This window comes from Candidatus Pelagibacter sp. PS_40 (genome assembly GCF_059417765.1).
Genome location: NZ_CM182064.1, coordinates 1,065,424 through 1,088,129 on the forward strand (window position 1 = coordinate 1,065,424; position 22,706 = coordinate 1,088,129).

24 protein-coding genes are annotated in these 22,706 nt (G+C 30.1%); 11 read left to right on the forward strand and 13 right to left on the reverse strand.

Annotated elements, in window-relative coordinates; translation table 11 throughout:
• Positions 1 to 10 precede the first annotated feature (10 nt).
• The gene (gene groL / locus AC5SLW_RS05660; RefSeq protein ID WP_006997748.1) at positions 11 to 1,675 is read left to right on the forward strand and encodes a chaperonin GroEL; all 1,665 of its coding nucleotides are present in this window, start codon (positions 11 to 13) and stop codon (positions 1,673 to 1,675) included.
• 191 nt (positions 1,676 to 1,866) lie between these two features.
• Here groL and AC5SLW_RS05665 read toward each other — a convergent pair whose 3' ends face one another.
• On the reverse strand, positions 1,867 to 3,657 hold the full coding sequence (locus AC5SLW_RS05665) for a DEAD/DEAH box helicase (RefSeq protein WP_494574900.1): 1,791 nt from the start codon (positions 3,655 to 3,657) through the stop codon (positions 1,867 to 1,869).
• Positions 3,658 to 3,852: 195 nt separating this feature from the next.
• On the opposite strand from AC5SLW_RS05665, the gene typA reads away from it, so the two are divergent.
• Positions 3,853 to 5,679, forward strand: coding sequence for a translational GTPase TypA (typA, locus tag AC5SLW_RS05670; protein WP_006997745.1), 1,827 nt, complete (start codon positions 3,853 to 3,855; stop codon positions 5,677 to 5,679).
• Here the strand turns inward: typA and yczE are convergent.
• Positions 5,676 to 6,323 (reverse strand): membrane protein YczE, encoded by a 648-nt coding sequence (gene yczE, locus AC5SLW_RS05675; protein WP_018413573.1) that lies wholly within the window; start codon positions 6,321 to 6,323, stop codon positions 5,676 to 5,678. The two genes, typA and yczE, sit on opposite strands and share 4 nt — an antisense overlap.
• A 53-nt stretch (positions 6,324 to 6,376) precedes the next feature.
• Between yczE and AC5SLW_RS05680 the strand changes: the two genes are divergently transcribed.
• Positions 6,377 to 7,057 (forward strand): DUF6134 family protein, encoded by a 681-nt coding sequence (locus tag AC5SLW_RS05680; protein WP_494574902.1) that lies wholly within the window; start codon positions 6,377 to 6,379, stop codon positions 7,055 to 7,057.
• 2 nt (positions 7,058 to 7,059) lie between these two features.
• On the opposite strand, the gene AC5SLW_RS05685 is transcribed toward AC5SLW_RS05680, so the two are convergent.
• Genes AC5SLW_RS05685 through tldD form a run of 3 tightly spaced genes read right to left on the reverse strand, consistent with a single transcriptional unit; the run spans position 7,060 to position 10,765 of the window.
• The gene (locus AC5SLW_RS05685; RefSeq protein ID WP_494574904.1) at positions 7,060 to 8,031 is read right to left on the reverse strand and encodes an NAD(P)/FAD-dependent oxidoreductase; all 972 of its coding nucleotides are present in this window, start codon (positions 8,029 to 8,031) and stop codon (positions 7,060 to 7,062) included.
• Positions 8,028 to 9,347, reverse strand: a complete 1,320-nt coding sequence (locus AC5SLW_RS05690; protein WP_271480768.1) for a TldD/PmbA family protein — start codon at positions 9,345 to 9,347, stop codon at positions 8,028 to 8,030. Before AC5SLW_RS05690 ends, AC5SLW_RS05685 begins: the two co-directional genes overlap by 4 nt.
• A gap of 5 nt (positions 9,348 to 9,352) precedes the next feature.
• A complete protein-coding gene (gene tldD / locus AC5SLW_RS05695) occupies positions 9,353 to 10,765 on the reverse strand; it encodes a metalloprotease TldD (RefSeq protein ID WP_011281517.1) in 1,413 nt (470 codons plus the stop codon).
• A gap of 110 nt (positions 10,766 to 10,875) precedes the next feature.
• Here tldD and AC5SLW_RS05700 point away from each other — a divergent pair, with 110 nt between their 5' ends.
• The 3 genes from AC5SLW_RS05700 to AC5SLW_RS05710 are packed head-to-tail and all read left to right on the forward strand — an operon-like array spanning position 10,876 to position 12,177.
• Positions 10,876 to 11,238 carry a rhodanese-like domain-containing protein gene (locus AC5SLW_RS05700; RefSeq protein ID WP_494574906.1) on the forward strand — a complete coding sequence of 121 codons (363 nt, stop codon included), beginning with the start codon at positions 10,876 to 10,878 and terminating at the stop codon, positions 11,236 to 11,238.
• Between the two features lie 3 nt (positions 11,239 to 11,241).
• Positions 11,242 to 11,589 (forward strand): thiol-disulfide oxidoreductase DCC family protein, encoded by a 348-nt coding sequence (locus AC5SLW_RS05705; protein ID WP_006997738.1) that lies wholly within the window; start codon positions 11,242 to 11,244, stop codon positions 11,587 to 11,589.
• A gap of 45 nt (positions 11,590 to 11,634) precedes the next feature.
• The gene (locus tag AC5SLW_RS05710) at positions 11,635 to 12,177 is read left to right on the forward strand and encodes a tetratricopeptide repeat protein (protein WP_494574908.1); all 543 of its coding nucleotides are present in this window, start codon (positions 11,635 to 11,637) and stop codon (positions 12,175 to 12,177) included.
• Position 12,178: 1 nt separating this feature from the next.
• Here the strand turns inward: AC5SLW_RS05710 and AC5SLW_RS05715 are convergent, their stop codons facing one another.
• The 3 genes from AC5SLW_RS05715 to AC5SLW_RS05725 all read right to left on the reverse strand — a co-directional run bounded on the left by AC5SLW_RS05715 (position 12,179) and on the right by AC5SLW_RS05725 (position 14,325).
• Complete coding sequence (locus AC5SLW_RS05715; protein WP_494573954.1) at positions 12,179 to 12,442, reverse strand: hypothetical protein; 264 nt, start codon at positions 12,440 to 12,442, stop codon at positions 12,179 to 12,181.
• A gap of 782 nt (positions 12,443 to 13,224) precedes the next feature.
• Positions 13,225 to 13,353, reverse strand: coding sequence for a hypothetical protein (locus AC5SLW_RS05720; RefSeq protein WP_494574910.1), 129 nt, complete (start codon positions 13,351 to 13,353; stop codon positions 13,225 to 13,227).
• 87 nt (positions 13,354 to 13,440) lie between these two features.
• Positions 13,441 to 14,325, reverse strand: coding sequence for a dihydrodipicolinate synthase family protein (locus tag AC5SLW_RS05725; RefSeq protein WP_494574912.1), 885 nt, complete (start codon positions 14,323 to 14,325; stop codon positions 13,441 to 13,443).
• Positions 14,326 to 14,375: 50 nt separating this feature from the next.
• Here AC5SLW_RS05725 and AC5SLW_RS05730 point away from each other — a divergent pair, with 50 nt between their 5' ends.
• On the forward strand, positions 14,376 to 15,341 hold the full coding sequence (locus tag AC5SLW_RS05730) for a glycosyltransferase family 9 protein (RefSeq protein ID WP_494574914.1): 966 nt from the start codon (positions 14,376 to 14,378) through the stop codon (positions 15,339 to 15,341).
• On the opposite strand, the gene AC5SLW_RS05735 is transcribed toward AC5SLW_RS05730, so the two are convergent.
• The gene (locus AC5SLW_RS05735) at positions 15,338 to 15,844 is read right to left on the reverse strand and encodes a J domain-containing protein (RefSeq protein WP_494574916.1); all 507 of its coding nucleotides are present in this window, start codon (positions 15,842 to 15,844) and stop codon (positions 15,338 to 15,340) included. The genes AC5SLW_RS05730 and AC5SLW_RS05735 overlap by 4 nt on opposite strands.
• A 17-nt stretch (positions 15,845 to 15,861) precedes the next feature.
• On the opposite strand from AC5SLW_RS05735, the gene AC5SLW_RS05740 reads away from it, so the two are divergent.
• Both AC5SLW_RS05740 and AC5SLW_RS05745 read left to right on the forward strand, forming a co-directional pair.
• Positions 15,862 to 17,937, forward strand: a complete 2,076-nt coding sequence (locus tag AC5SLW_RS05740) for a S9 family peptidase (protein ID WP_494574918.1) — start codon at positions 15,862 to 15,864, stop codon at positions 17,935 to 17,937.
• A gap of 98 nt (positions 17,938 to 18,035) precedes the next feature.
• A complete protein-coding gene (locus AC5SLW_RS05745) occupies positions 18,036 to 18,482 on the forward strand; it encodes an Hsp20 family protein (protein WP_006997730.1) in 447 nt (148 codons plus the stop codon).
• 47 nt (positions 18,483 to 18,529) lie between these two features.
• Here the strand turns inward: AC5SLW_RS05745 and AC5SLW_RS05750 are convergent, their stop codons facing one another.
• Positions 18,530 to 18,835, reverse strand: coding sequence for a hypothetical protein (locus tag AC5SLW_RS05750; RefSeq protein WP_494574920.1), 306 nt, complete (start codon positions 18,833 to 18,835; stop codon positions 18,530 to 18,532).
• Between the two features lie 131 nt (positions 18,836 to 18,966).
• On the opposite strand from AC5SLW_RS05750, the gene AC5SLW_RS05755 reads away from it, so the two are divergent.
• Positions 18,967 to 20,277, forward strand: coding sequence for an NCS2 family permease (locus AC5SLW_RS05755; RefSeq protein WP_011281527.1), 1,311 nt, complete (start codon positions 18,967 to 18,969; stop codon positions 20,275 to 20,277).
• Positions 20,278 to 20,310: 33 nt separating this feature from the next.
• Here AC5SLW_RS05755 and AC5SLW_RS05760 read toward each other — a convergent pair whose 3' ends face one another.
• Entirely contained in the window at positions 20,311 to 20,847 is a 537-nt protein-coding gene (locus AC5SLW_RS05760; RefSeq protein ID WP_011281528.1) for a phosphoribosyltransferase, read from the reverse strand.
• Positions 20,848 to 20,875: 28 nt separating this feature from the next.
• On the opposite strand from AC5SLW_RS05760, the gene AC5SLW_RS05765 reads away from it, so the two are divergent.
• Complete coding sequence (locus AC5SLW_RS05765; protein WP_018413583.1) at positions 20,876 to 21,172, forward strand: DUF1330 domain-containing protein; 297 nt, start codon at positions 20,876 to 20,878, stop codon at positions 21,170 to 21,172.
• On the opposite strand, the gene AC5SLW_RS05770 is transcribed toward AC5SLW_RS05765, so the two are convergent.
• Both AC5SLW_RS05770 and AC5SLW_RS05775 read right to left on the reverse strand, forming a co-directional pair.
• Positions 21,159 to 21,794: a DNA-3-methyladenine glycosylase family protein gene (locus tag AC5SLW_RS05770; RefSeq protein WP_271564009.1), complete on the reverse strand. Its 636-nt coding sequence runs from the start codon at positions 21,792 to 21,794 to the stop codon at positions 21,159 to 21,161. The genes AC5SLW_RS05765 and AC5SLW_RS05770 overlap by 14 nt on opposite strands.
• The gene (locus AC5SLW_RS05775) at positions 21,787 to 22,671 is read right to left on the reverse strand and encodes a DMT family transporter (protein WP_011281531.1); all 885 of its coding nucleotides are present in this window, start codon (positions 22,669 to 22,671) and stop codon (positions 21,787 to 21,789) included. Before AC5SLW_RS05775 ends, AC5SLW_RS05770 begins: the two co-directional genes overlap by 8 nt.
• Between the last annotated feature and the right edge of the window lie 35 nt (positions 22,672 to 22,706).

The window sequence follows — 22,706 nt, forward strand, 5'->3', positions numbered from 1 at the left end:
AGAAAATAAAATGGCAAAAGTTGTAAAATTCGACTCTGAAGCAAGAGCAGCAATGATAAGAGGTGTTGATATCCTTGCTAACACAGTAAAAGTTACTCTTGGACCAAAAGGTAGAAACGTTGTTATCGACAAATCTTATGGTGCACCAAGAATTACTAAAGATGGTGTTTCTGTTGCAAAAGAAATTGATCTTGAAGATAAATTTGAAAACATGGGTGCTCAAATGGTTAAGGAAGTTGCTAGCAAAACAAATGAGGAAGCTGGTGATGGAACAACTACAGCAACTATTTTAGCACAAGCAATTGTTAAAGAAGGTGTAAAATATGTAACAGCTGGCATGAACCCTATGGATGTTAAAAGAGGAATAGACTCAGCAGTAGATCATGTTAAAGCAAGTTTAATTGCTTCAGCAAAAAAAGTAAAAGATACTGATGAAATTGCTCAAGTTGGAACTATTTCAGCTAATGGTGATAAAGAAATTGGTAACATGATTGCAAAAGCTATGCAAAAAGTTGGCAATGAAGGTGTTATCACTGTTGAAGAAGCTAAAGGAGTTGAAACTGAGTTAGACGTTGTTGAAGGTATGCAGTTTGATAGGGGTTATTTATCACCATACTTTATTACTAACGCTGATAAAATGACTACAGAGTTAGAAAATCCTTTCATCTTATTACATGAAAAGAAATTAACTAACTTACAACCAATGGTTCCACTTTTAGAGGCCGTTGTACAAGCTGGTAGACCACTAATGATTATTTCTGAGGATGTTGAGGGCGAAGCTCTTGCAACTCTTGTTGTAAATAAACTTAGAGGTGGTTTAAAAGTTGTTGCAGTTAAAGCACCTGGTTTTGGTGATAGAAGAAAATCAATGCTTGATGATATTGCAATTTTAACAGGCGGTCAGGTTATCTCAGAAGATATTGGTGTTAAACTTGAAAACGTTAAACTTACTGATCTTGGATCTTGTAAGAGAGTTAAAGTTGATAAAGATAACAGCACAATCATTAGCGGCAATGGTAAAAAATCTGAAATTGAAGCTAGATGTGCTCAAATCAAACAACAAGTAGGTGAAACAACTTCTGATTATGACAGAGAAAAACTTCAAGAAAGACTAGCAAAACTTGCTGGTGGAGTTGCTGTAATCAAAGTTGGTGGTGCAACTGAAGTAGAAGTTAAAGAAAGAAAAGATAGAGTTGAAGATGCTCTTAATGCAACTAGAGCTGCTGCTGAAGAAGGAATAGTAGTTGGTGGTGGTTGTGCTCTTTTATACGCTTCACAAAGTCTTGACACACTTAAAGTTAAAGGAGACGATCAAAAAGCTGGTGTTGCATTAGTTGCTAAGGCTTTACAGGCTCCTATTAGACAAATAACTTTAAATGCTGGAGTTGATGGTTCAGTTGTAGTTGGAAAACTACTTGAACAAAATAAAAAGAATATGGGTTACGATGCTCAGAACGAAGAATACGTTGATATGTTTGCAAAAGGTATCATCGATCCTGTTAAAGTTGTAAGAACAGCTTTACAAGATGCAGCTTCGATTGCTGGATTACTTGTAACTACTGAAGCCATGATTGCTGACAAACCAGATGATAAAGATTCTGGTGCTGGTGGAATGCCTGGTGGAATGCCTGGTGGAATGGGCGGCATGGGTGGTATGGGTGGAATGGGCATGTAATCCCACTCTTTTCAAAAAGAAATTCAAAGGCCATCTTTTTAGGTGGCCTTTTTTTTTATTAAGCTGTTATAAGATTAAGATATGTCAAAAAGATACAGTGGAAAATCATTTAAAGATTCAAGTACTGCTAAAAAACCAAAATTAAGCCTGAAAGAAAAAAGAAAAAATAAAAAAGAGAAATCTAAAAAATCTTAGACTTTAGCTCTTTTTTGACTATGTTTTTTGAAGGTAAAGCTTTTAGGTCTATCACTTCTACTTTTAAACTTCTTCTTTCCATCAAAACTAGAGCTTTTTTTCTCTCCACTAGTAGATGAACTTTCAGATGTTTTTTTTCCAAAGTATTTTGGATTATTTGTAAATCCTGTTGGTTTCGAGTTATCTTTTTTTGTAAAACTAGATTTTCCTTTGTAACCGAAACTTTTTTTCTCTCCATCTCTTGATGATGAACTAGATCTTCCGTAACTAGAGGGTTTTGATTTATCTCCAAAACTAGATCTTCCGTAACTAGAGGGTTTTGATTTATCTCCAAAACTAGATTTTCCTTTGTAACCGAAACTTTTTTTCTCTCCATCTCTTGATGATGAACTAGATCTTCCGTAACTAGAGGGTTTTGATTTATCTCCAAAACTAGATTTTCCTTTGTAACCGAAACTTTTTTTCTCTCCATCTCTTGATGATGAACTAGATCTTCCGTAACTAGAGGGTTTTGATTTATCTCCAAAACTAGATTTTCCTTTGTAACCGAAACTTTTTTTCTCTCCATCTCTTGATGATCGGTCAGGTCTTCCTTTACCAAATGATTTTTTTTCATCTCTGAATTTTCTTTTTTTATTGTAAGGAGCTTTTCCTCTTTTTCCTCCTCTTGAGTCTCCTCTTGCGCCACGAGGTGCAGGTTTAAAATTTGGATCAATTAATTTACTAATTTCATTCCACATCGATCTATCATCTGGGGTAAGAAAAGTTAAAGCAGAACCTTCTGTTCCTGCTCTAGCAGTTCTTCCAATTCTATGAACATAATCTTCTGGTACTTGTGGAAGATCAAAATTAATTACATGTTGAATTAAAGGAATATCTAAACCTCTTGCAGCAACATCTGTTGCAATTAATATTCTCTTAAGGCCTTTTCTAAATGAGGTAATTACACGATCTCTTTTACTTTGACGAAGATCTCCATGAATAGCATCCGCTGAATGACCCTCTTCTTTAAGACGCTTAACCATTTTATCAGCACCTCTTTTAGTTTTAACAAAAACTAATATTGATCCTTTTCTTGCTATAAATTGGTCTACTAGTTGATCGTATTTATTCTCTTTAAAAACTTGAAGAGTTTCTTGTTTAATCTTTGCAATAGGTACTGATGTTGACCCTGTTGAAATTCTTTGAGGCTTATTTAGATATCTCTCAGAAATTCTAACAATATTCTGAGGTAGTGTTGCAGAAAATAATAAAGTTTGATGATCTTTTGGAACAAATTTTAAAATTAATTCTATTTGAGGGGTAAAACCCATATCTAACATTCTGTCAGTTTCATCTAGTACTAGGTATTTAGTGGCAGATAGATTTAAACTTTTTCTTTTTAAGTGGTCATTAATTCTTCCAGGAGTTCCAACTATTATTCTTGATCTATTACCTAGTTGTCTAAGTTGTTTTTGCATTGCCTCTCCACCAATAAGTAAGGCAGTTTTAATGTTAATTTTATCACTAATAATGCTTTTAATTGCAGCCATTACTTGAGTTGCAAGCTCTCTAGTTGGACACATAACTAATGCAAATGCATTTTTATCTAATATTAATTTATTTATTAGAGGAATGCTGAATGCCAATGTTTTTCCAGTTCCTGTTTGAGCTGTTCCTAAAATATCTTTTCCCTCTAAAGCAACAGGAATTGCCATCGCCTGAATTGGAGTCGGTTTCGTAAACTTCATTTTTTCCAATGAATTCTTTAACGAATCTTCTATTTTTAGTAATTTAAAGTTTTCCATTTAGGTATTTAGATTTTTTAAAATTTAAGGAGATATGCTCTTAATCCTTTAATACGTCTAATTTATATAGGGATATCTATACGTTTTTATAACAATCACAAGAAGTGAATTTTTAGAAAAATTAATTTAAGCGAGTAAATATTGATTTTTTTTAAGTTTTCAAATGACTCAATTAATGTATAAGAGCGTCAAATTATGAGTAACAATATTCGAAACATCACAATTATCGCTCACGTTGACCATGGTAAAACAACTATGATTGATAATCTAATGAAACAAAGTGGTTCATTTAGAGAAAATGAAGTTGTAGATGAAAGATTGATGGACTCTGGGGAGTTGGAAAAAGAAAGAGGAATTACTATTCTAGCTAAACCTGCTTCTATTGATTGGCAAGGTACTAGAGTTAATATTATCGATACACCAGGTCACAGAGATTTTGCGGCTGAAGTAGAACGTGTTTTAAGTATGGCTGATGGTGCTTTATTATTAATTGATTCTGCTGAAGGTGTAATGCCACAAACAAAATTCGTATTAGCAAAAGCTCTTAAGCAAGGTTTAAAGCCCATTGTTGTAATTAACAAACTAGATAAAGCTGATCAAAGAGCTAATGAAGTTTTAGATGAAACATTTGACTTATTTGTAAGTTTAGATGCAAACGAGGAACAGTTAGACTTTCCAGTTATGTATGCAAGTGGCAGATCTGGATGGGCTGATAAAGAAGTAGATGGCCCAAGAGAAAATTTACACCCATTATTAGATTTAATTATAGAACATGTTAAGCCAGCAGATCTTGATAAAACTAAACCTTTCGCAATGCTATCTACTTTATTATACGCAGATAGTTTCTTGGGTAGAAGTTTGGTTGGAAAAATATCTCAAGGAACAGCAAAAGCTAACCAGCCTATTAAAGCAATAAATCTTAAAGGTGAGAAAGTTGATGAAGGTAGATTAACTAAAATCTTCAGATATGAAGGAACAAAAAAAGTACCCATTGAAGTTGGTGAAGCAGGAGATATTGTTGTAATTGCAGGTTTAGAAAAAGCTAATGTAGCAGATACAATTTGTGATCTTGAAGTAAACGATCCACTTCCAGCAACTCCAATAGATCCTCCAACAATGTCTATTACTATAAGTGTGAATAGTTCACCTTTAGCTGGGACAGAAGGTAAAAAATTAACAAGTACTCAAATCAGAGATAGACTGGTTACTGAAGCACAAAATAATGTTGGAATTTCTTTTTCTCAAAATGCAAACGTAGACGCTTTTGTAATAAGTGGTCGTGGTGAGCTAATGCTTGAAATTCTACTGACACAAATGAGACGTGAAGGTTTTGAAATGACTGTAAGTCCTCCAAAAGTTTTATATCAAAAAGATGATAATGGTAACAGACTTGAACCAATTGAAGAGATTACTGTTGATGTAGATGAAGAGTTTTCATCAAAGATTATTGACTCAATGAATAGAAGAAAAGGTAAATTACTTGATCTTAAAGATACAGGAAAAGATAAAAAAAGATTAATCTTTCATGCACCAACAAGAGGCTTGATGGGTTACACAAGTAGATTTTTAACTTTAACAAAAGGAACTGGTGTAATTAATAGAATCTTCCATGGTTATGGAAAATTTGAAGGTGAAATGGATGGCAGAAAAAATGGCGCTTTAATTTCAATGGCAAACGGAAAAGCTGTTGCATTTGCAATATTTAACTTGCAGGCAAGAGGTGAAATGTTTGTAACTCATAATGATCCCGTTTATGAAGGAATGATTGTCGGATTAGCCCCAAAACCAGGTGATATGATTATAAATGTCATGAAAGGTAAGCAGTTAACGAATATGAGAACTCAAGGAACTGATGAAAATGTTGTGCTTACACCAGTAAGACAAATGTCAATTGCTGAACAATTAAGTATGCTAAATACTGATGAAGCTTTGGAGATTACTCCAAAATCTCTTAGATTAAGAAAAGCTATTCTAAATCCTAATGACAGAAAAAAGAATGAGAAATCTGGAACACCTCTTTAATTAAAAGTTTTTCCAACAAGATATAATCCTAAAGCAACCGAAGGTCCTATTCCAAAAGCAAATAATAAAGTTCCAATTCCAACTGTTCCACCTAAATACCATCCAATAGACATGACTGTTATTTCAAGAAAAGCTCTTACAGTTGCAATGGGTAAGTTAGTTTTTTTTTGTAAACCAACCATTAGTCCATCTCTTGGTCCTGCACCTAAGTTTGCAACAAGATAAATCCCCCCACCAAGACCAACCGTAAGTACAGCAATTGTTGCTAAAATTAATTGATTTAAATAATTTTCAGGGGTTGGTATAAATTTTATGCAGACATCGATCATTAAACCAATAATTATTGCATTTAAAATTGTTCCAATTCCAGGTTTTTGTTTAAGTGGTAACCAAAGAAACAAAACTCCAATACTAATTAATACTGTTATTATTCCAATTGAAAGATCAACATTCAATGCAATACCTTGTGCAAGAATAGACCAAGGGGAAGCCCCCGCAAAAGAAACTATTAATAATCCCTCACCTAGACCAAATAAAACTAATCCAAGACACAAAAAAAAGAAAGTTGAAATTTTTGGTTTAAGATTTAATGGTTTTTCAGAACTCCAATATACTTTAGGAATATTTTTAATTTTCAAGAACATATTTTCAATAAATTACTTCTTTTAAAACCAAAGTCTATTATTGTTACTCCTTTATGAAAAAATTTTTTATATTAATATTTTTCTTAGTATATTCACTCAGCTCTAATGCTCATATGGCGCATTATAATAAATTTAATAAAATTGAAATGGAGATTTTAAAAGATGGTGAAGTTATTGGTTATAATTATTATTTTTTTAAAAAGGATGGAGATAAGACAACCGTTACAAATCAAATTAAATTTGCAGTGAAATTATTTGGTGCAACTATTTTTGAAATTGAAGGGTTTGGAGAGGAAAAGTATATTAAAGATCAATTAATTTCTTTTAATTCTAAAACACTTCAAAATGATAAAAAAAAATATGTAAATTTAGAATTTAATAAACAAACAAATAAATTTGATATTCAGGGTTCTTCCTATAGTGGTATAGCATCAATAAATAACGTAGTTGGAAACTGGTGGAGCCATAAAATTTTACAAACTGATAGTCAAATTAGTCCAATATCAGGTAGCATCAAAGAACAAGTCGTAACCTTTGTTGCTAAAGAAAAAATCGAACTCTACGGTAAAACCTATGACGTGGATCATTTTAAATTAACCTCAAAAGACATGTCTTTACCAAAAGATAAAAGACTTAATTTTGATATATGGTTTGATAAAAAAAATTCATTAATTTTAAAGGTTACTTATTCTAGATTAGGAAATTGGGAATATAAGGTTAAAAAGTTTGAATAAAACTATTTATTTATTTTATTAAAAAGATCTTTAGCACTTATCCATCCTGACTCTAGTCTAGGTCCAACAAACCAATCAGCACAAACTCCTAGGTTTAAGGAAGAATTCCAATAACTTTTAATTCTCAAAGGTTTTGAGTTAGATGAATATTTCCAGCCATGATTTAATGAAAATAAAACTTTGGTTTTCTTAATACCTGTAAGCTTAAAAAACTTCTCAATCATAATCTTTGTGTTCAATTTTTTATTTTCTCGATTTTTATCAATTTTTTTATTGGCCCATGAGTAAGTGCTCTGCAAAGTCCAAAGATCATTTTTACTTTTAAATCGCATTTTACTATTTTCATTTCCAGCCCAACCTAAAATTTTATCATTAAAAAAATAACTACTAACATTAAGTTTACTTTTTTTTGTTGCCATCATGACTGTTATATTTGCATCCATTTTTATTTTTTGATTAATAAATGAATGTTTAATATATTTTTTTGAAAGTTTTTTTAATTGAAGAAATGGACAGGTTAATATCAATGATTTATATAATTTTTTTGATCCATCAGAAAAATATATTTCCCAAACTTTATTTTTATTAAAAATTTTAATTACTTCACTATTAAAATTGCAGTTGATATCTTTTAATAGATATTTGCTGATTGCGTTGTTACCTTTTTTTCCAATTATTTTAGTATGTTTTTTGTCTTCTTTCTTATCAGTATTTAAAAATAAATGTTTTCCTGGCCATTTTTTAACAACTTTTTTTAAAATTAAACTTTTTATAAATTTTTTAAATTGAATACTTTTTGGTGAAATATACTGAACACCATGATCAAAGCTTTCATTCTTATTAAGCTTTTTATTAGACGATCTTCCCCCAACTCCTCTCGCTTTGTCATAAACATCTAACGAATATTTTTTACTGAGAGAATTTGCAATTGTTGCGCCAGAAATACCTGAGCCAATAATACAGAAATCCTTCATTTACCCGCAACTACCATGCCTTCTATTAACATCGTAGGAGCATTGGTAGAATATTTAAACTCAAGATCATCAGCCAAAGTAATATTTTTGAATATATCTTTAAAATTTCCAGCAATAGTTATTTCACTTACTGGATATTTAAACACTCCATTTTCAACCATAAACCCTGTGGCACCAACTGAATAATCTCCTGTAACTAAATTACTTCCATGACCGATTGTTTCTGTAATATATAAAGTTCTTTGATTTAATTTTAATAAGTCCTTGTAAGAAATGGAACCTTTTTCAAAATATAAATTACTTGTTCCGCCACTTCTACCATTTGACTTAAGGTTTAGCTTTTTTCCATTATAGGTATCAACTAAATAATGTTTTAAAACACCTTGATCTACCAACTTTAATTCTTCAGTTTTCACTCCTTCAGAATCAAAATACCTTGACCCTAATCCTTTAACTATATTGGGTTTATCAAAAATATTTATTGCAGAGGTAAATATTTCCTCATTAATTTTGTCTTTTAAAAAAGATGTGCCTCTTGCAATTGAGGAAGCAGATATTGCGCTTGCAAAAGTACTCAATATTCCTTTTGAAATTCTTCTATCAAAGACAATACTGATTTTTTCACTTTCTATTTTTCTTGGATCTAATTTTTGTAGTGTTTTTTTTGCTGCCATTTCACCAATTTGACTGGGTCTTAACATATCATTTAGATGACAAGTACTGGTAAATTCATAATCTCTTTCCATTTTATTATTAGAATCTTTTGCTACAGCCACACATGATGCTGAAAAAGAAGAAGATTTATAACCATTTAAAAAACCATCACTGCTTGCTAATATAAAATTCGATTTTGACTCAGAGAAACCAGTTTCTGTATTAATAATTTCTTTTTTTTGAAATGCAGCCTCCTCTACTTCTTTTAAATACTCAATTTTTTCATCATTCTCTATATGGTCATCATCATATAAATTTAGATCATTAATTTTATTAGCCAGTAAGTCTTTATCTGGTAGTGAATTATATTCATCCTCTGGAGTAATTTTTGTTGTCTCAATACATCTTTCAACCAATGTCTTGATATTTTCTTCTGTAAGATTTGAAGAGGAAATACTTGATTTTTTTTTGCCAATATAAGTTGTAAGACTAACACCTAGGCTATCTGACCGATCAGATTCATCTAATTTTTTATTTCTAAAATTTACTGTTTCTGAGATGGAGTGCATCACAGCAGCAGTCGAATCTGTTGCTCCAAGTTTTTTTGCTAAATCTATACAAAAAGAAGCTGTCTTTTTTAAATAATCTTGATCTTTAACCATATGATTTATAATTGAGTTCCACCAACAGTCATTTTATCAATTAAGATTGATGGTTGTGCCACACCTACTGGAACACCTTGCCCTGCTTTTCCACAGGTTCCAATACCTGGGTCAAGCATCATGTTGTTGCCAACCAATGAAACCTCTTTTAAAATTGAAGGTCCATCACCAATTAACGTTGCACCTTTAATAGGTGATCCAATTTTACCATTAATAATTTCATAAGCTTCTGTACAGTTAAATACAAATTTTCCTGAAGTAATATCTACTTGCCCACCACCAAAACTTACTGCAAATATTCCTTTATCAACTGATTTAATCATCTCTTCTTGAGAATATTTTCCATTTAACATCATGGTGTTTCTCATTCTTGGTAGAACAACATGCTTGTAGCTTTCTCGTCTTCCACTACCTGTTGATCTTGTGTTCATCAATCTAGCATTTAGTCGATCTTGCATAAAATTTTTTAATATACCATTTTCTATTAAAACAGTTTTTTCAGTAGGTGTCCCTTCATCATCTATTGTTAAACTTCCTCTTCTATTATGAAGAGTTCCATCATCAACAATAGTAACACCCTCACTAGCAACTCTTTGACCCATTAAATTATGAAAAGCAGATGTTTTTTTTCTGTTAAAGTCACCTTCAAGACCATGCCCTATAGCTTCATGAATAAGTATTGCTGGCCAGCCCGATCCTAAAACAACTTTCATTTCTCCTGCTGGTGCAGGTTTACTTTCAAGATTTACTGAAGCAATTCTAAATGCTTCATCACATACTTTTTTCCAATTATCATCTTTAAGATATTCATCATAAGATTGTCTTCCACCAATTCCATAAACTCCTGTTTCTTTTTTTCCATCTTTCTCAAGCATAACTGAAACATTAAAACGAATTAAAGGCCTAACATCTGTTAACACTTCACCTCCAGATCTTATAATTTCTATAGATTTATGCTCACCTGCAAAACTAGCAGTGACTTGTTTTACCATTCCACCTTTAGCTCTCGTATAGTTATTAACTTCTTTTAAAAGATCCAATTTAGATTGTAGTGATTTTTCTTCTATCGGATTCACATCTTTATAAAATTTTTCATTAGTTTGAGGAATTTCATGATTGTAAATACCTTTTTGAGATTTCAATGTTGAGCTTAGATTGCTAGCTGATTGTTTTAATGATTTTTTTGAAATTTCATTTGAATGAGAATAAGCTACTACTTCACCAGTAACCGCCCTTAAGCCATATCCTAGATCAGAACTATAACTAGAACTCTTTATTTTATCATCATCAAGTACAATAGATTCACTTTTAGAGTTTTCCAAGTAAAGCTCACCATCATCACAACTATTTAATGTTTCTGATATAATGCTTTCAGCATCTTTTCTTGATAAATCTGTTTTAGTAAAAAAATCATTCATACATAACAAGTAATAGTTATAATTATTTTTTCAATTGTCGTATTTCGCACATATACAATCTATCGGATTCTATATAATTTTAGGAATAAATTAAAAAAAAGGACAATATAATGAAAAAATTTGATGAATTAATGAACGTTTCTAACGAGATAAAAAATATTTCGGTTAATGAAGCTAAAGAAAAACTAAATGACCCAAATGTTCAATTTATAGACGTAAGAGACAAAAATAGTTTTGAGTCAGAGACTATTGGTAATGCTGTAAATTTAGAAAGAGGCTTATTAGAGTTTTATTTAGCTGATGGTAGTCCTTTAGAAAATGAAATGTTTAAGAAAAATCCTGACAAAGAATATGTAGTTTTTTGCGGTCTTGGAGGTCAAAGCACACTTGCAACAAAAACTATGCAGGACATGGGAATAAAAAATGTGAAAAATATGGCTGGTGGAATGACAGCTTGGAAAGATAAAAAATAGATTGTGAAAGTTTATTTTAATAATTCATGTAAAATTTGCCGTGCTGAGATAAATTTGTATAAAAAACAAAATATTAAAGACATAGAATGGGTAGATATTACAAATAATAAATCAGCAGAAATAGAAACTCAAAGAAATGCTAAGAACCTTTTGCGTAGACTTCATATTAAAGATGGGGAGAAAGTAATTGGAGGGGCAGAAGCTTTTTTATTGGTGTGGAAAAAAATTCCTAAATATAAGTTTCTTTATAGTTTCTTTAAAACTCCAATAATTTTTACTTTATTTTCATTTTTTTATGAGATTATTGCTTTCTTTTTATTTTTAAAAAATAAGAAACAACTTTTGAAATAAGTTTTTAATGTTGAGATGAGGCACTGAATAAAATATATTTTAATTATGAAAGTTTTCATACTATTTGTATTTATATTTAGTTTTGTTTCTTCTGCTCAGTCATCGCAGAAAGTTATTTTAAATAATCTTTTTGACCAACTTCAAATTATTGATAATTCAAAAAGTGCTGCTCTATTGGAGCAAAAAATTTGGTCTGTCTGGAATGAACATCCTAATGATTTTAAATTAACTGAAAAGTTAGAGTTTGGAACAGAGCTGATGCAATACGGTGATTATAATTATGCATTAAAAGTTTTTAGTAATATCTTGGAGAATGACCCTAAATGGTCTGAAGCCTGGAATAAAAGAGCAACAGTATATTTTTTAATGAGTCAGTTTAAAAATTCATTAAATGATATTGATAAAGTTTTAGATATAGAGCCTAGACACTTTGGGGCTTTATCAGGACAAGCAAGAATTTTCATAAAACTTCAAGAATATGAAAAAGCAATTAAGAGTATTGAAAGTGCATTAAAATTCCACCCCTCATTTAAAAGTCGTGAACTAATACCTGAAATTGAAAGATTGATTAAAGAAGATAGTATCTAATTTAATCTTTTTTGGCTCTTTTTCTTGAAATTAACTGAGTTAACGAGTCAACCATTAGATCTGATGCTTTAAATATTTCATTTGATTTGAATTCATGAGATAAATTTTTTTCAGGATCTGATTTATCTTCAATGACTATTCCTTCGTCAGGAGAATTATTTTTTATATAAATTAATAACAGCCACTCTTCATCGGGTGCTTCATCCCATTTGATAAAGATTTCACCAGTTTCAAATCTTTGATCAATGCATCTAAAAATAGACATATGTCTAGTGATGTGCCGTTTATTTAGTTGAAAAACCAAACTACTGGCACTTCTGTAAAAGCTTTCAAGAGAAAGTTCAATTTTCTGCCTTGCAATTTTATAATCTTTTTCTTTTTGGAGTAAAGTATCTCTATCCTCATCACCTTGAATTTTTACTCCTAAAGCTTCTACTCTCTCTCTAATTTTTTGGTCTCTTATAATTCTATATTTATCTTTTAATTTCTCTATCCTAGCTTGAAGACCAGCATAATCATCTCTTTTTTCTTTTAATGAAATCTTTTCAAGTTTTTCTAATTCTTTAATCTCTCTTATCCTAAATTTCTCAATCTGTTTTTCTAATTGTAATTGTTTTAAAAATTGTTTTTGTCTTTCAGCATGTTCAATTCTAAGTAATGCTTGCTCCTTACGTAAAAATAATTTTATGTCTCTTGCTCTTTCCTTTTCAAGTTTAATTTCTTCTTTTAATGCTTTTTCTTTAAGTTTAGTTTGCTCCTCTTCTTCTTTTACTTTTTGTTTTTGGATTTGTAATTTTTCTTGTTCTTTTTTTTCAATTTCCTCAAGTTGTCTTCTTCTTTTTTCTTCAGCTTTTAAGGTTTTATATTCAGATATTCTATTGGCGATACTATCAAAAAAAGCTTGAATGTATTTTTCTAAATTAAAATTAATTTTAAAGTTAAATTCTGGTTTTAAAGAATTCTGAAGTGTAACTACTCTTGATATTAAGGTTACTTTTTTTCTAGTGTTAACTTTTTGTTTTTTCTTTTTTGTTTTTATATTTTTACTTATTTTTTTTTTTTATAAATATTTTTTTTTACTTTTAAATCTTTTTTATGATTTTTATTTGTAATTTTTTTAACCTTCTTTTTTACTAAAGGTTTTTTTTTAGCTGAATTTTTTTTTATTTTTTTCATACTTTAAGAAAATTAGATTTATCAATTAATTACTGATAAATATAGTCTCTTGTTTCAAAATGTTGTTAAAAAATTTGCTAGCTATATTTAAGCTGCCTTAAGTGATCCTAATGTAAAATTAAGCTTACCGAGATCTTCCACAAGTTGTTTTTTATCTTTTTCGTTTAAAAGACTAACCGGTGGTATAACATTTTTGTAACAATCGTCTTGATCTGACATAAAAGAATGTAATCCTGATATTAAATTGTATTGGTCAAAAGTACCCCTAACCTTGCATAGTATATCATTTACAGTTTGTTGTTTTTTTTCGTTAAAATCATCGTAAACTTTTCTAGATAAATTAGCAGTTACATTGCAAGTTGCCGTAATAATTCCATCACATCCAAGCTCAAGACCCTTTAGGAGTTTCAATTCTGATCCCGGCATAACAGAAAAATTATCAATCCTTAAATTTTCATATAGGTTATAGGAGCTATCTTTGACACCAACTATTTGTTTTGGAAATTTCTTAACAAGCTCCTCAACACACTCAACGCTAAACTTGTAGCCACATAACTTTTCAAAATTATATAATATAATCTTACTGTCTGGTACAGCTTCAACTACTTTTGAGTAAAATTCTATTACCTCACTATCACCATACTTATAATAAGCTGGTGGCATTATTAAAAAATCGCTAAAGTTTAAAGAGTTAGCTACTTTCATTAAATTTATAGTTTCATTTAAAGAATTTAGCCCAGTTCCAATTAAATATTTTTCTTTATATTTGCTATTCGATAATTCATTTAAGAGGCTAATTTTTTCACTTATAGATATAAGTTGTGCTTGCCCAGTGCTTCCAAAAATAGCAACACCATGACAACCTTGATCTATTATTCTTTCTGCATGATTTATAGTCTTTGCTATATTTAGACTTAAATCATCATTAAAAACTGACATTCCAGCTGCGTAAATACCTTTAATTTTACTCATATGCTAAACTTATATAAATAAAAATTTTAGTAAAGATGATAAAGTATTAAATGAAAATTTTAGTAGTACAAAATAAAATGGGAATTGGAGATATGGTAATCTACTTACCTTTTATAGATGCTATTTCAAAAAAATTTAATACTCCTGTAAGTATTCTAGTTAAACAAAGTTCAAAAACAGATCAATTCTTAAGAGATAATAAAAATATTGAAAAAATAATCATTCTTGAACAAGGTAACAATCTCAAGGGTGCTAGACACCAAGGTTTTGGTGGATTTATAAACTTGGCAAAAGAACTAAGAGAACATAACTTTGATAAAATTTTTATTTTTAATTCATCACTTAGATTTTATTTAGTTGCAAAATTTGCTGGCATTAAAAATATTTATCAATATCCCTTACTTGTAAAAAAAAACCAGCATATAATAGATGCTGCAAAAAAATTTATAAATAAAAACTTAAATTTAATTATAAAAGATGATCCAAAAATTATTATCAATGATCAATCTGTTCAGGATGCAAAATTAAAATTTAAAATCAATAATGATCAAAAAAATATTTTACTTGGCATAGGTGGATCAGGACCAACTAAAAGAATTCCAGCTAAAATATTTATAAAACTAATTCGTTTAATCTCTAATGCTTATAAGTGTAGGTTTTTTTTAGCTACTGGTAAAAATAAAGAAGAACAAGAAATTTTAAAAGAAATACTTAATACAGAATTTAAAGACAAATGTATTCCTTTGGATGACTTAAGTATAAGAGAAACTTTACCAATAATTAAAAATTGTGATATTTCTATTTGTAATGATTCTAGTTTTAGTCATCTTTCGTCAGGACTTGGTATTAAAACAATTGTTTTAATGGCAGACACACCATTAATATATGGGAATTATACCTCAAGAATGTATCCAATTATCCCTGATGGAGAAAATACAGTAAAACATAATACTTTAGGTAAAGAGAAAATTAATCCAGACAAAATTTTTAATCAATTAAAAAAAATTCTTAACTAAGAAATATCTTTTAATACAATCTCTTTAGCTTCATTTACAATCATCGATAACCTTGTGGTCTCTGGTGAAATATCTGGATGTATCTTTTTCTGAATTTTTATGTATGCATTTTTAACATCATCTTTACTAATATTTTTTTTTATATCTAAATTTAAAATTTTGTAGGCTTCCTCTATAGATATTTTAGAAGAATTTTTAACATTTTGATTTTGGTTAAATGAAAATCTCCCAGAGTTTCTAAGTGTTTGTATAAGTCTGAATAAACCAATTAATTGAAATATTGAAAACCCTTTTAACTTAACTAAAGCTAAGCTCAGTAATGTTAAAGGAATGCTTAATAAAAACTTGCCAGCAACTACAAATAATACTGCTAAAATTATCAAACCTAAGAAAATTAATTTTCTTAAATGTTTTGATATTTTTTTTGATGAAATGTTAGCTGCTAATTTAAGTAAAAAGTAAGCAATTCCCAAAAAAACTAGTGTATAAATAATAATATTCATATATTTAATTTCTATCCATGAAAATACCACATCTTAAAAAAAAATCAGAAATAAAAACGTGTCATAATATTAGTTGGGAAGATGATTATAGTTGGATACATCAAGATGACATCCTGGAGGTTTTAAAAGATAGCAAAAAATTAAACCCTGAAGTCAGAAAATATCTTGAAGAAGAAAACTCTTATACTGATTTTTACTTGTCAGATACCAAGACCATTCAAAAAAAATTATTTGATGAGATCAAAGGAAGAATAAAATTAGATGATGAGTCTCTACCTTTTAAAGATTTTGATTATGAATATTGGTCAAAAACAACTACCAAAGGAAATTATTCCATAAAATTAAGGAAAAAAATCGGAACTAATAATATTGAAGAAATTTGGAATGGAGATGAAGAAAAAGAAAAACTAAAAGTAGAATACTTTGGTGTTGGCGATTTGGAGGTTAGTTTTAATGACAAATATTTGGGATATTCTTTAGATACAAAGGGTTCTGAATATTACACAATATATATTAGAGATATAAATACAAAAAAATTAGTTACTGAAAAAATTGAGGAAACATCAGGTAGCATAACATTTAGTTTAGATGATCAGTTTGTTTTTTATTCAAAACTTGATGAAAATCATAGACCAAGAAAAATTTATAGACACAAATTAGGTACTAAAGTTAGCGAAGATCAATTAATTTTCGAAGAAAAAAGTGAAGCCTTTACGGTTGGAATTGGTTTAAGTGCAGATGATAAATATTTCTTTATCAGCTCTTCAGACCATAATACATCTGAACAATATTACTTTGATGTTAATGAAAAAAATCCCAAACCAAAATTAATAAAAAAAAGACAAAGAGGAATTCTTTATTCGGTCAATTCTTGGGATGGTAAATTTTACAATCATACTAATGAAAATGCTGAAGATTTTAAAATAGACATAAGTAATAGTTTGGAAAAACCAGACTGGAAAACCTTTATTGCTGCAAAAGATGAGGTTCTAATTGGAGGTTTAACATTCTTAAAAAATTGGATCATTAGATCTGAAACTTCAGATGCTTTAGATAAATTATTTGTAAAAAATATTACAACTGGAATAGAAGAAGAGTTAATTTTTTCTGATGAAACCGTATATGTTCCTGGTGCCTCTTTGATGCAAAGAGATAAAAATACAGACGAAATATACATAAGTTATTCTTCACCTAAAACACAATCTAGAGTTTATTCTTATAACTTAAGCACAAAAGAAAAAAAATTAGTTAAAGAACAAGAGATCCCATCTGGTCATAATCCTGATGACTACATTGTAGAAAGAGTAGATTGTAAATCACACGATGGAAGACTGGTTCCTCTTACAATTACTAGGCATAAAAAAACTAAAATGGATGGAAGTGCTCAATTGCTGCTTTATGGTTATGGCTCTTACGGAAGCTCTATGAGCCCTAGTTTTTCTGCTACTAGATTAAGTTTGATTAATAGAGATATCATCTGGGTTACGGCCCATATTAGAGGGGGTATGGAAAGAGGCATGAAGTGGTGGAAAGAAGGAAAGCTGCTAAATAAAAAAAATACTTTTGAAGATTATATTGCTTCTGCAAAATACTTAATTGAAAATAAATATACTTCAAAAAATCAAATAATAGGTATGGGTGGTTCTGCAGGTGGTCTTCTTATGGGTGCCGTAGTTAATCAAGCCCCTGAATTATTTCTAGGAATTATTATGGCAGTACCATTTGTAGACTCTTTGACAACTAATCTAGATCACTCCTTACCTTTAACAGTCGGAGAATTTGATGAGTTTGGAAATGCAAAAGATAAAAAAGATCACTTTGATTATATTTATTCTTATGCTCCCTATAATAATATTAAGAAAATGGATTATCCTCATATGTTGATCACAACAAGTTTAAGCGACAACAGAGTATTGTTTGATGAACCAGCAAAATTTACCGCCAAACTAAGAGAATATAAAACTGATAATAATTTATTACTTTTAAAAACTGAAATGAACGCAGGTCATGGTGGTAAATCAGGTAGAGATGGGGCTATAGAAGAAATTGCACTAGATTATGCATTTGCATTAAAAATTTCTAAAAAAATTTAGTTGTCCTATCTTGAAATTTTTAGCTTAATTCCTAAATATCATATGTAAGTCGCCTAATGGGGCTTACTAAATTAACCTTGCTAACAAAGGAGGAAACTATGACAAGTAGGGATCTATCTATATTTAACACTCTAAGACCTTTTTCAATTGGATTTGACGATATGTTTGACCAATTTGAAAATATGCTGGGAAATGGAGGGTTAACCATGCAGTCCAATTATCCACCGTACAACATTAGAAAAACTGGAAAAGACAACTACGCTATTGAAGTTGCTTTAGCTGGTTTTAATAAAAATGATGTAGAGGTGGAGTTTGAAGACAATTTATTAACTGTAAGAACAAAACAAGTTGATAAATCTGAGGACAAATCTGATGATGGTGAAATTATTCATAAAGGTATTTCACAAAGACAATTTGCAAGATCATTTACAATCGCTGAGGATGTGAAAGTTAATGGTGCTGAATTAAAAGATGGTCTTTTAACAATTGCCTGTGAAAGAATTGTACCTGAATATAAAAAGAAAAAACTTATTGAAATAAAATAAGTAAAAACCTTACTTGTGGGGTACATTCCCCACAAGTATTAAGTTTTTTAGAAACAACCGTTTGAAACAAAACCAATCACTATAGAATTAGAATCTACTTCAAATCTTCTTTCGCAAAGTATTCCATATTTTTTGGTGTTGTAAACAAGCTCTAAGTTACCTTTATCATTTTTAAAATCTTCATCTGGCTTACCTAATTCCATTTGTAAATTGCTTGAAGTTTTTCCAATGTATTCACTTAACTTAGCATTTTCTTTTTCAACAATTGCGTCTGTTTTATTTTTGATTGTTTGACAGCCGACAACAAAAGTTAAAAGAAATAAGCTTATTAAAATAAATTTTAATTTATGCATGCTTCAATGATAACACTCAAAATATGACATAAATATAAACTTATAAGTTGAAATATGTTGATAAACTTAGATTTTTAAGAGTAATTTCTTAATTAATCTAATATTAGTCCATCTTAATCTTAGGAGGATCAATGTTAGAAAAATATTTCGACTATAAAAAACACAAGACCGATTTTAAAACAGAAGTAATAGCTGGTGTAACAACATTTTTGACAATGGCTTACATTATGTTTTTAAATCCATTTATACTATCAGGTGAATTTGCTGGACCAGAAAAAGGGTTCTTTGAATTTGGAGCAGTATACACGGCAACAATTGTTGCAACAGCGCTTGCTTGTTTCATAATGGCATTTTATGGAAAAACATGGCCGATAGGTTTGGCGCCAGGTATGGGAATTAATGCATTCGTTGCATTTGGTGTTTGTGCTGGAATGGGCTATACGCCTCAAGAAGCTTTAGGAGCTGTACTAGTTGCTGGGGTTTTATTCTTAATCATTTCATTAACACCTATCAGAGCGTGGTTAATTAATTCAATTCCAAGAAGTTTAAAATTAGGAATTGGCGCTGGTATAGGATTATTCTTGGCAATAATTGGACTTCAGATCATGGAAGTTGTTGTTGATAACCCGGTAACATTAGTTCAATTAGGTGACTTGAGTGATCCACTTGTTTTATTGGGTTGTGCAGCATTTATTTTGATGGTTGTTCTTGAAAAAATGAAAGTTAAGGGAAATATCATTATTGGTATTTTACTATTCAGTATTATTGCATGGGCTACTGGACTTGCTAAATTTAATGGAATTGCGAGCTCACCACCTCCAATGACTTATCTATTTGATTTTGATTTATCAGCAGCATTAACAGCTGGTATGACAACTGTAGTGTTTACTTTATTATTTGTTGATTTCTTTGATACTGCAGGAACATTAACTTCAGTAGCAAACGTTGCTGGTAAGGTTGATAAAAATGGTAAAGTTAAAGACATTGAAAAAGCGATGATGGCTGACAGTGTTGGAACTGTAGCGGGTGCAATGATGGGAACAACAACTGTAACAAGTTATGTTGAGTCTGGTGCTGGTGTAAAAGCTGGTGGAAAAACAGGAATGACCTCTTTAGTAATTGGTCTTCTATTTTTGGCTTGTATATTCTTTGCTCCTTTAGCAACAAGTTTACCTAAACAAATTGATGGTGCAGCTTTAGTGTTTGTTTCTGTTCTTTTTGTTAGAAACATAACTGATATAGAATGGGATGATATTGGTGAAGCAGCTCCTGCTATTCTTGCTATGATTGCTATGCCGTTAACATATAGTATTAGTAATGGTATTGCTTTAGCATTTGTATCATACGCATTAATCAGATTATTTACTGGTAAGTTTTCTTCAACTTCACCAGCGATATGGATTATTGCAATTTTGAGTGTTGTAAGTTTTGCAGTTGCTTAAAATATAATTTTTAGGGCTGGAATTATTCCAGCCCTATTTATTTTTCTTAATTATTTCTTCCATAGACATCTCTTCATAATGCTCAGTTGGCTGAACAATCCATGGATCTGAATCAAGTTTAACTGGACAAAAATCTGGCTCAAATGTAGATGATTTTTTTTTCCATAAACAGGCTGTTTTAACTTCATTTATATAATCTTTAGTTGGTTCATAATTCTTTAACCACTCAATACTTTTATTTAAGGTTAATCCAGTATCAGATAAATCATCTACTAATAAAACTTTATTAAAATCTTTATTCTCAGCTAAAGAACTAATTTCTCTTGCAAACATTAATTGACCCTGTTTATCTTCCATTCCTTTTCCTGAATAACTTTGGATAACAATATAAGCTATAGGTAGTTTTAAAATTCTAGAGAGGATATCTAGTATAGGAGCTGCCCCTCTCATAATGCCTACTAGTACTGTTGGCTTATAATTATTGTGAATTTCTATTGCTAGTTTTTCTACAATTTTTGTATACTGATCAAAAGTGATAATTAATTTCTCTGCCATAAAATTCATTATCATATAAAAAATTATTTAAAAAGGAGAAATAATGAAAGCCTACTGGATCGCTTTATACAAAAGAATAGATAGCCAAGAAAATTTAAAAAATTATGGGGCAAAAGTTACTGGAATAATAAAAAGTTATGGAGGAAAACCTCTTGTAAGAGGTGGAAAATTTGAAACTTTAGAGGGTGAAACTTACCCAAGAACTGTAATTTGGGAATTTCCAAATCATGAGCAAGCTATGAAATGTCACGATTCTAAAGAGTATCAAGATGGTTGGGCTATAGCTAGAGATACTACTGAACGAAACCTACAAATAGTAGAAGGTTTTAGTACTGAATAGGTTCTGGATCTATACTTCTCCAAAGATACCAAGTTGCAACTGAACAGTATGGACTAAATCTTTTGTTTAATAATTTTACATAAGATTCAGGTGGTAGATATTTTTTTTTATAATTTTTTGAAATTCCTCTTAAAAGACCAATATCTTGTATAGGCCAAATATTTGACCGATTATAAGTAAACAATAAAATCATTTCAGCTGACCATCTTCCAATTTGTCTTAACTGAGATAAATAAATAATAGCCTCTTCATCTGACATCTTGGGAATTAATCTAGGATTAAATGATTTATCTAATATTTGTTTAGCTAAACTTTTTATTCCCTTAACCTTTTGTCCACTTAATCCACAGCTTTTAAGTTGGACAGAAGAAAGTTTAGAGACTGTTTTTGCATTAATCTTATTTTTACATTTCTTTTTGAATTTCAAAAAAACTGAGTTGGCTGCTGCAACACTGATTTGCTGCCCAATGATACTCTTGCATAATGAAAAAAATATATCTTTTCTAGAAGTAAGCACAGCCTCTGAAGGAGATTTATATTTATCTATCAATGATGACATTACTTTATCTTTATTGGATAAATATTTTTTTGCAGTATTCCAATATTTTGGTTTTTTATTCATGTCTAGTTGTTGATGGTATTTTTTGTTTATGATAAATTTCTCTTCTAAAAATTATAAGAGAGGCAAGAACTACAAGTGATGCACCAATAAGTGTTTTTATAGTTGGTATCTCATTCCAAATAAAATAACCAAAAAATATAGCAAATACCAAAGCTAAGTATTTTAAAGGTGCCACCAAAGATACTTCAGAAAGTTTATATGATTGAGTTAAAAATAAATTTGCAGAACCTCCTGTTACTCCAATTAAAGCTAAAAGAATAAAGTCTTGAAAATTTGGCATTTTCCATCCCATTGGAATTGTGGCCAAGCCAGCAATTGAAATAGTAATTGTAAAAAAAATTGAGATAAGCCAAATAGGTTCTGTTGTTGATAGCTTTCTAATCGTAATGGTTACAAAAGCCATTCCAATACAAAATATTAGAGGAAGGAAATAAAGATAATTCATACCCTTAAAGCCAGGCTCAGCAATTATAATAACACCTATAAATCCAATTAAGACAGCTAACCATCTAAAAATACCTACTTTTTCACTTAATAGAAAAATTGATAATACGGTAATAAATAATGGTGCCGCATATGACAGGCTAACAACGACTGCCAAAGGAAGTTCTCTTAACGCAACAACTATTGCTATCAAGGCCATTAAACCCATAAGGCATCTGAATAAATGTTCTTTTGATCTTTCAGTTGTATAAAAAGTTTTTAATTTACCTTTTGGAATTAAAAAATATGTGGGCAACAGACCAAAAAAACCTCTAAAAAATAAAACTTCCCCAGTTGGATAGTCACTTGACCATTTTACCAGCAAATCCATAACGGAAAAGGTGCATACAGATAGAAACATGTACAAAAAACCTAATTGATTTTTAGTTAGCATAGCAATAATTTGTAAATCAAATTAAAGTATAATCA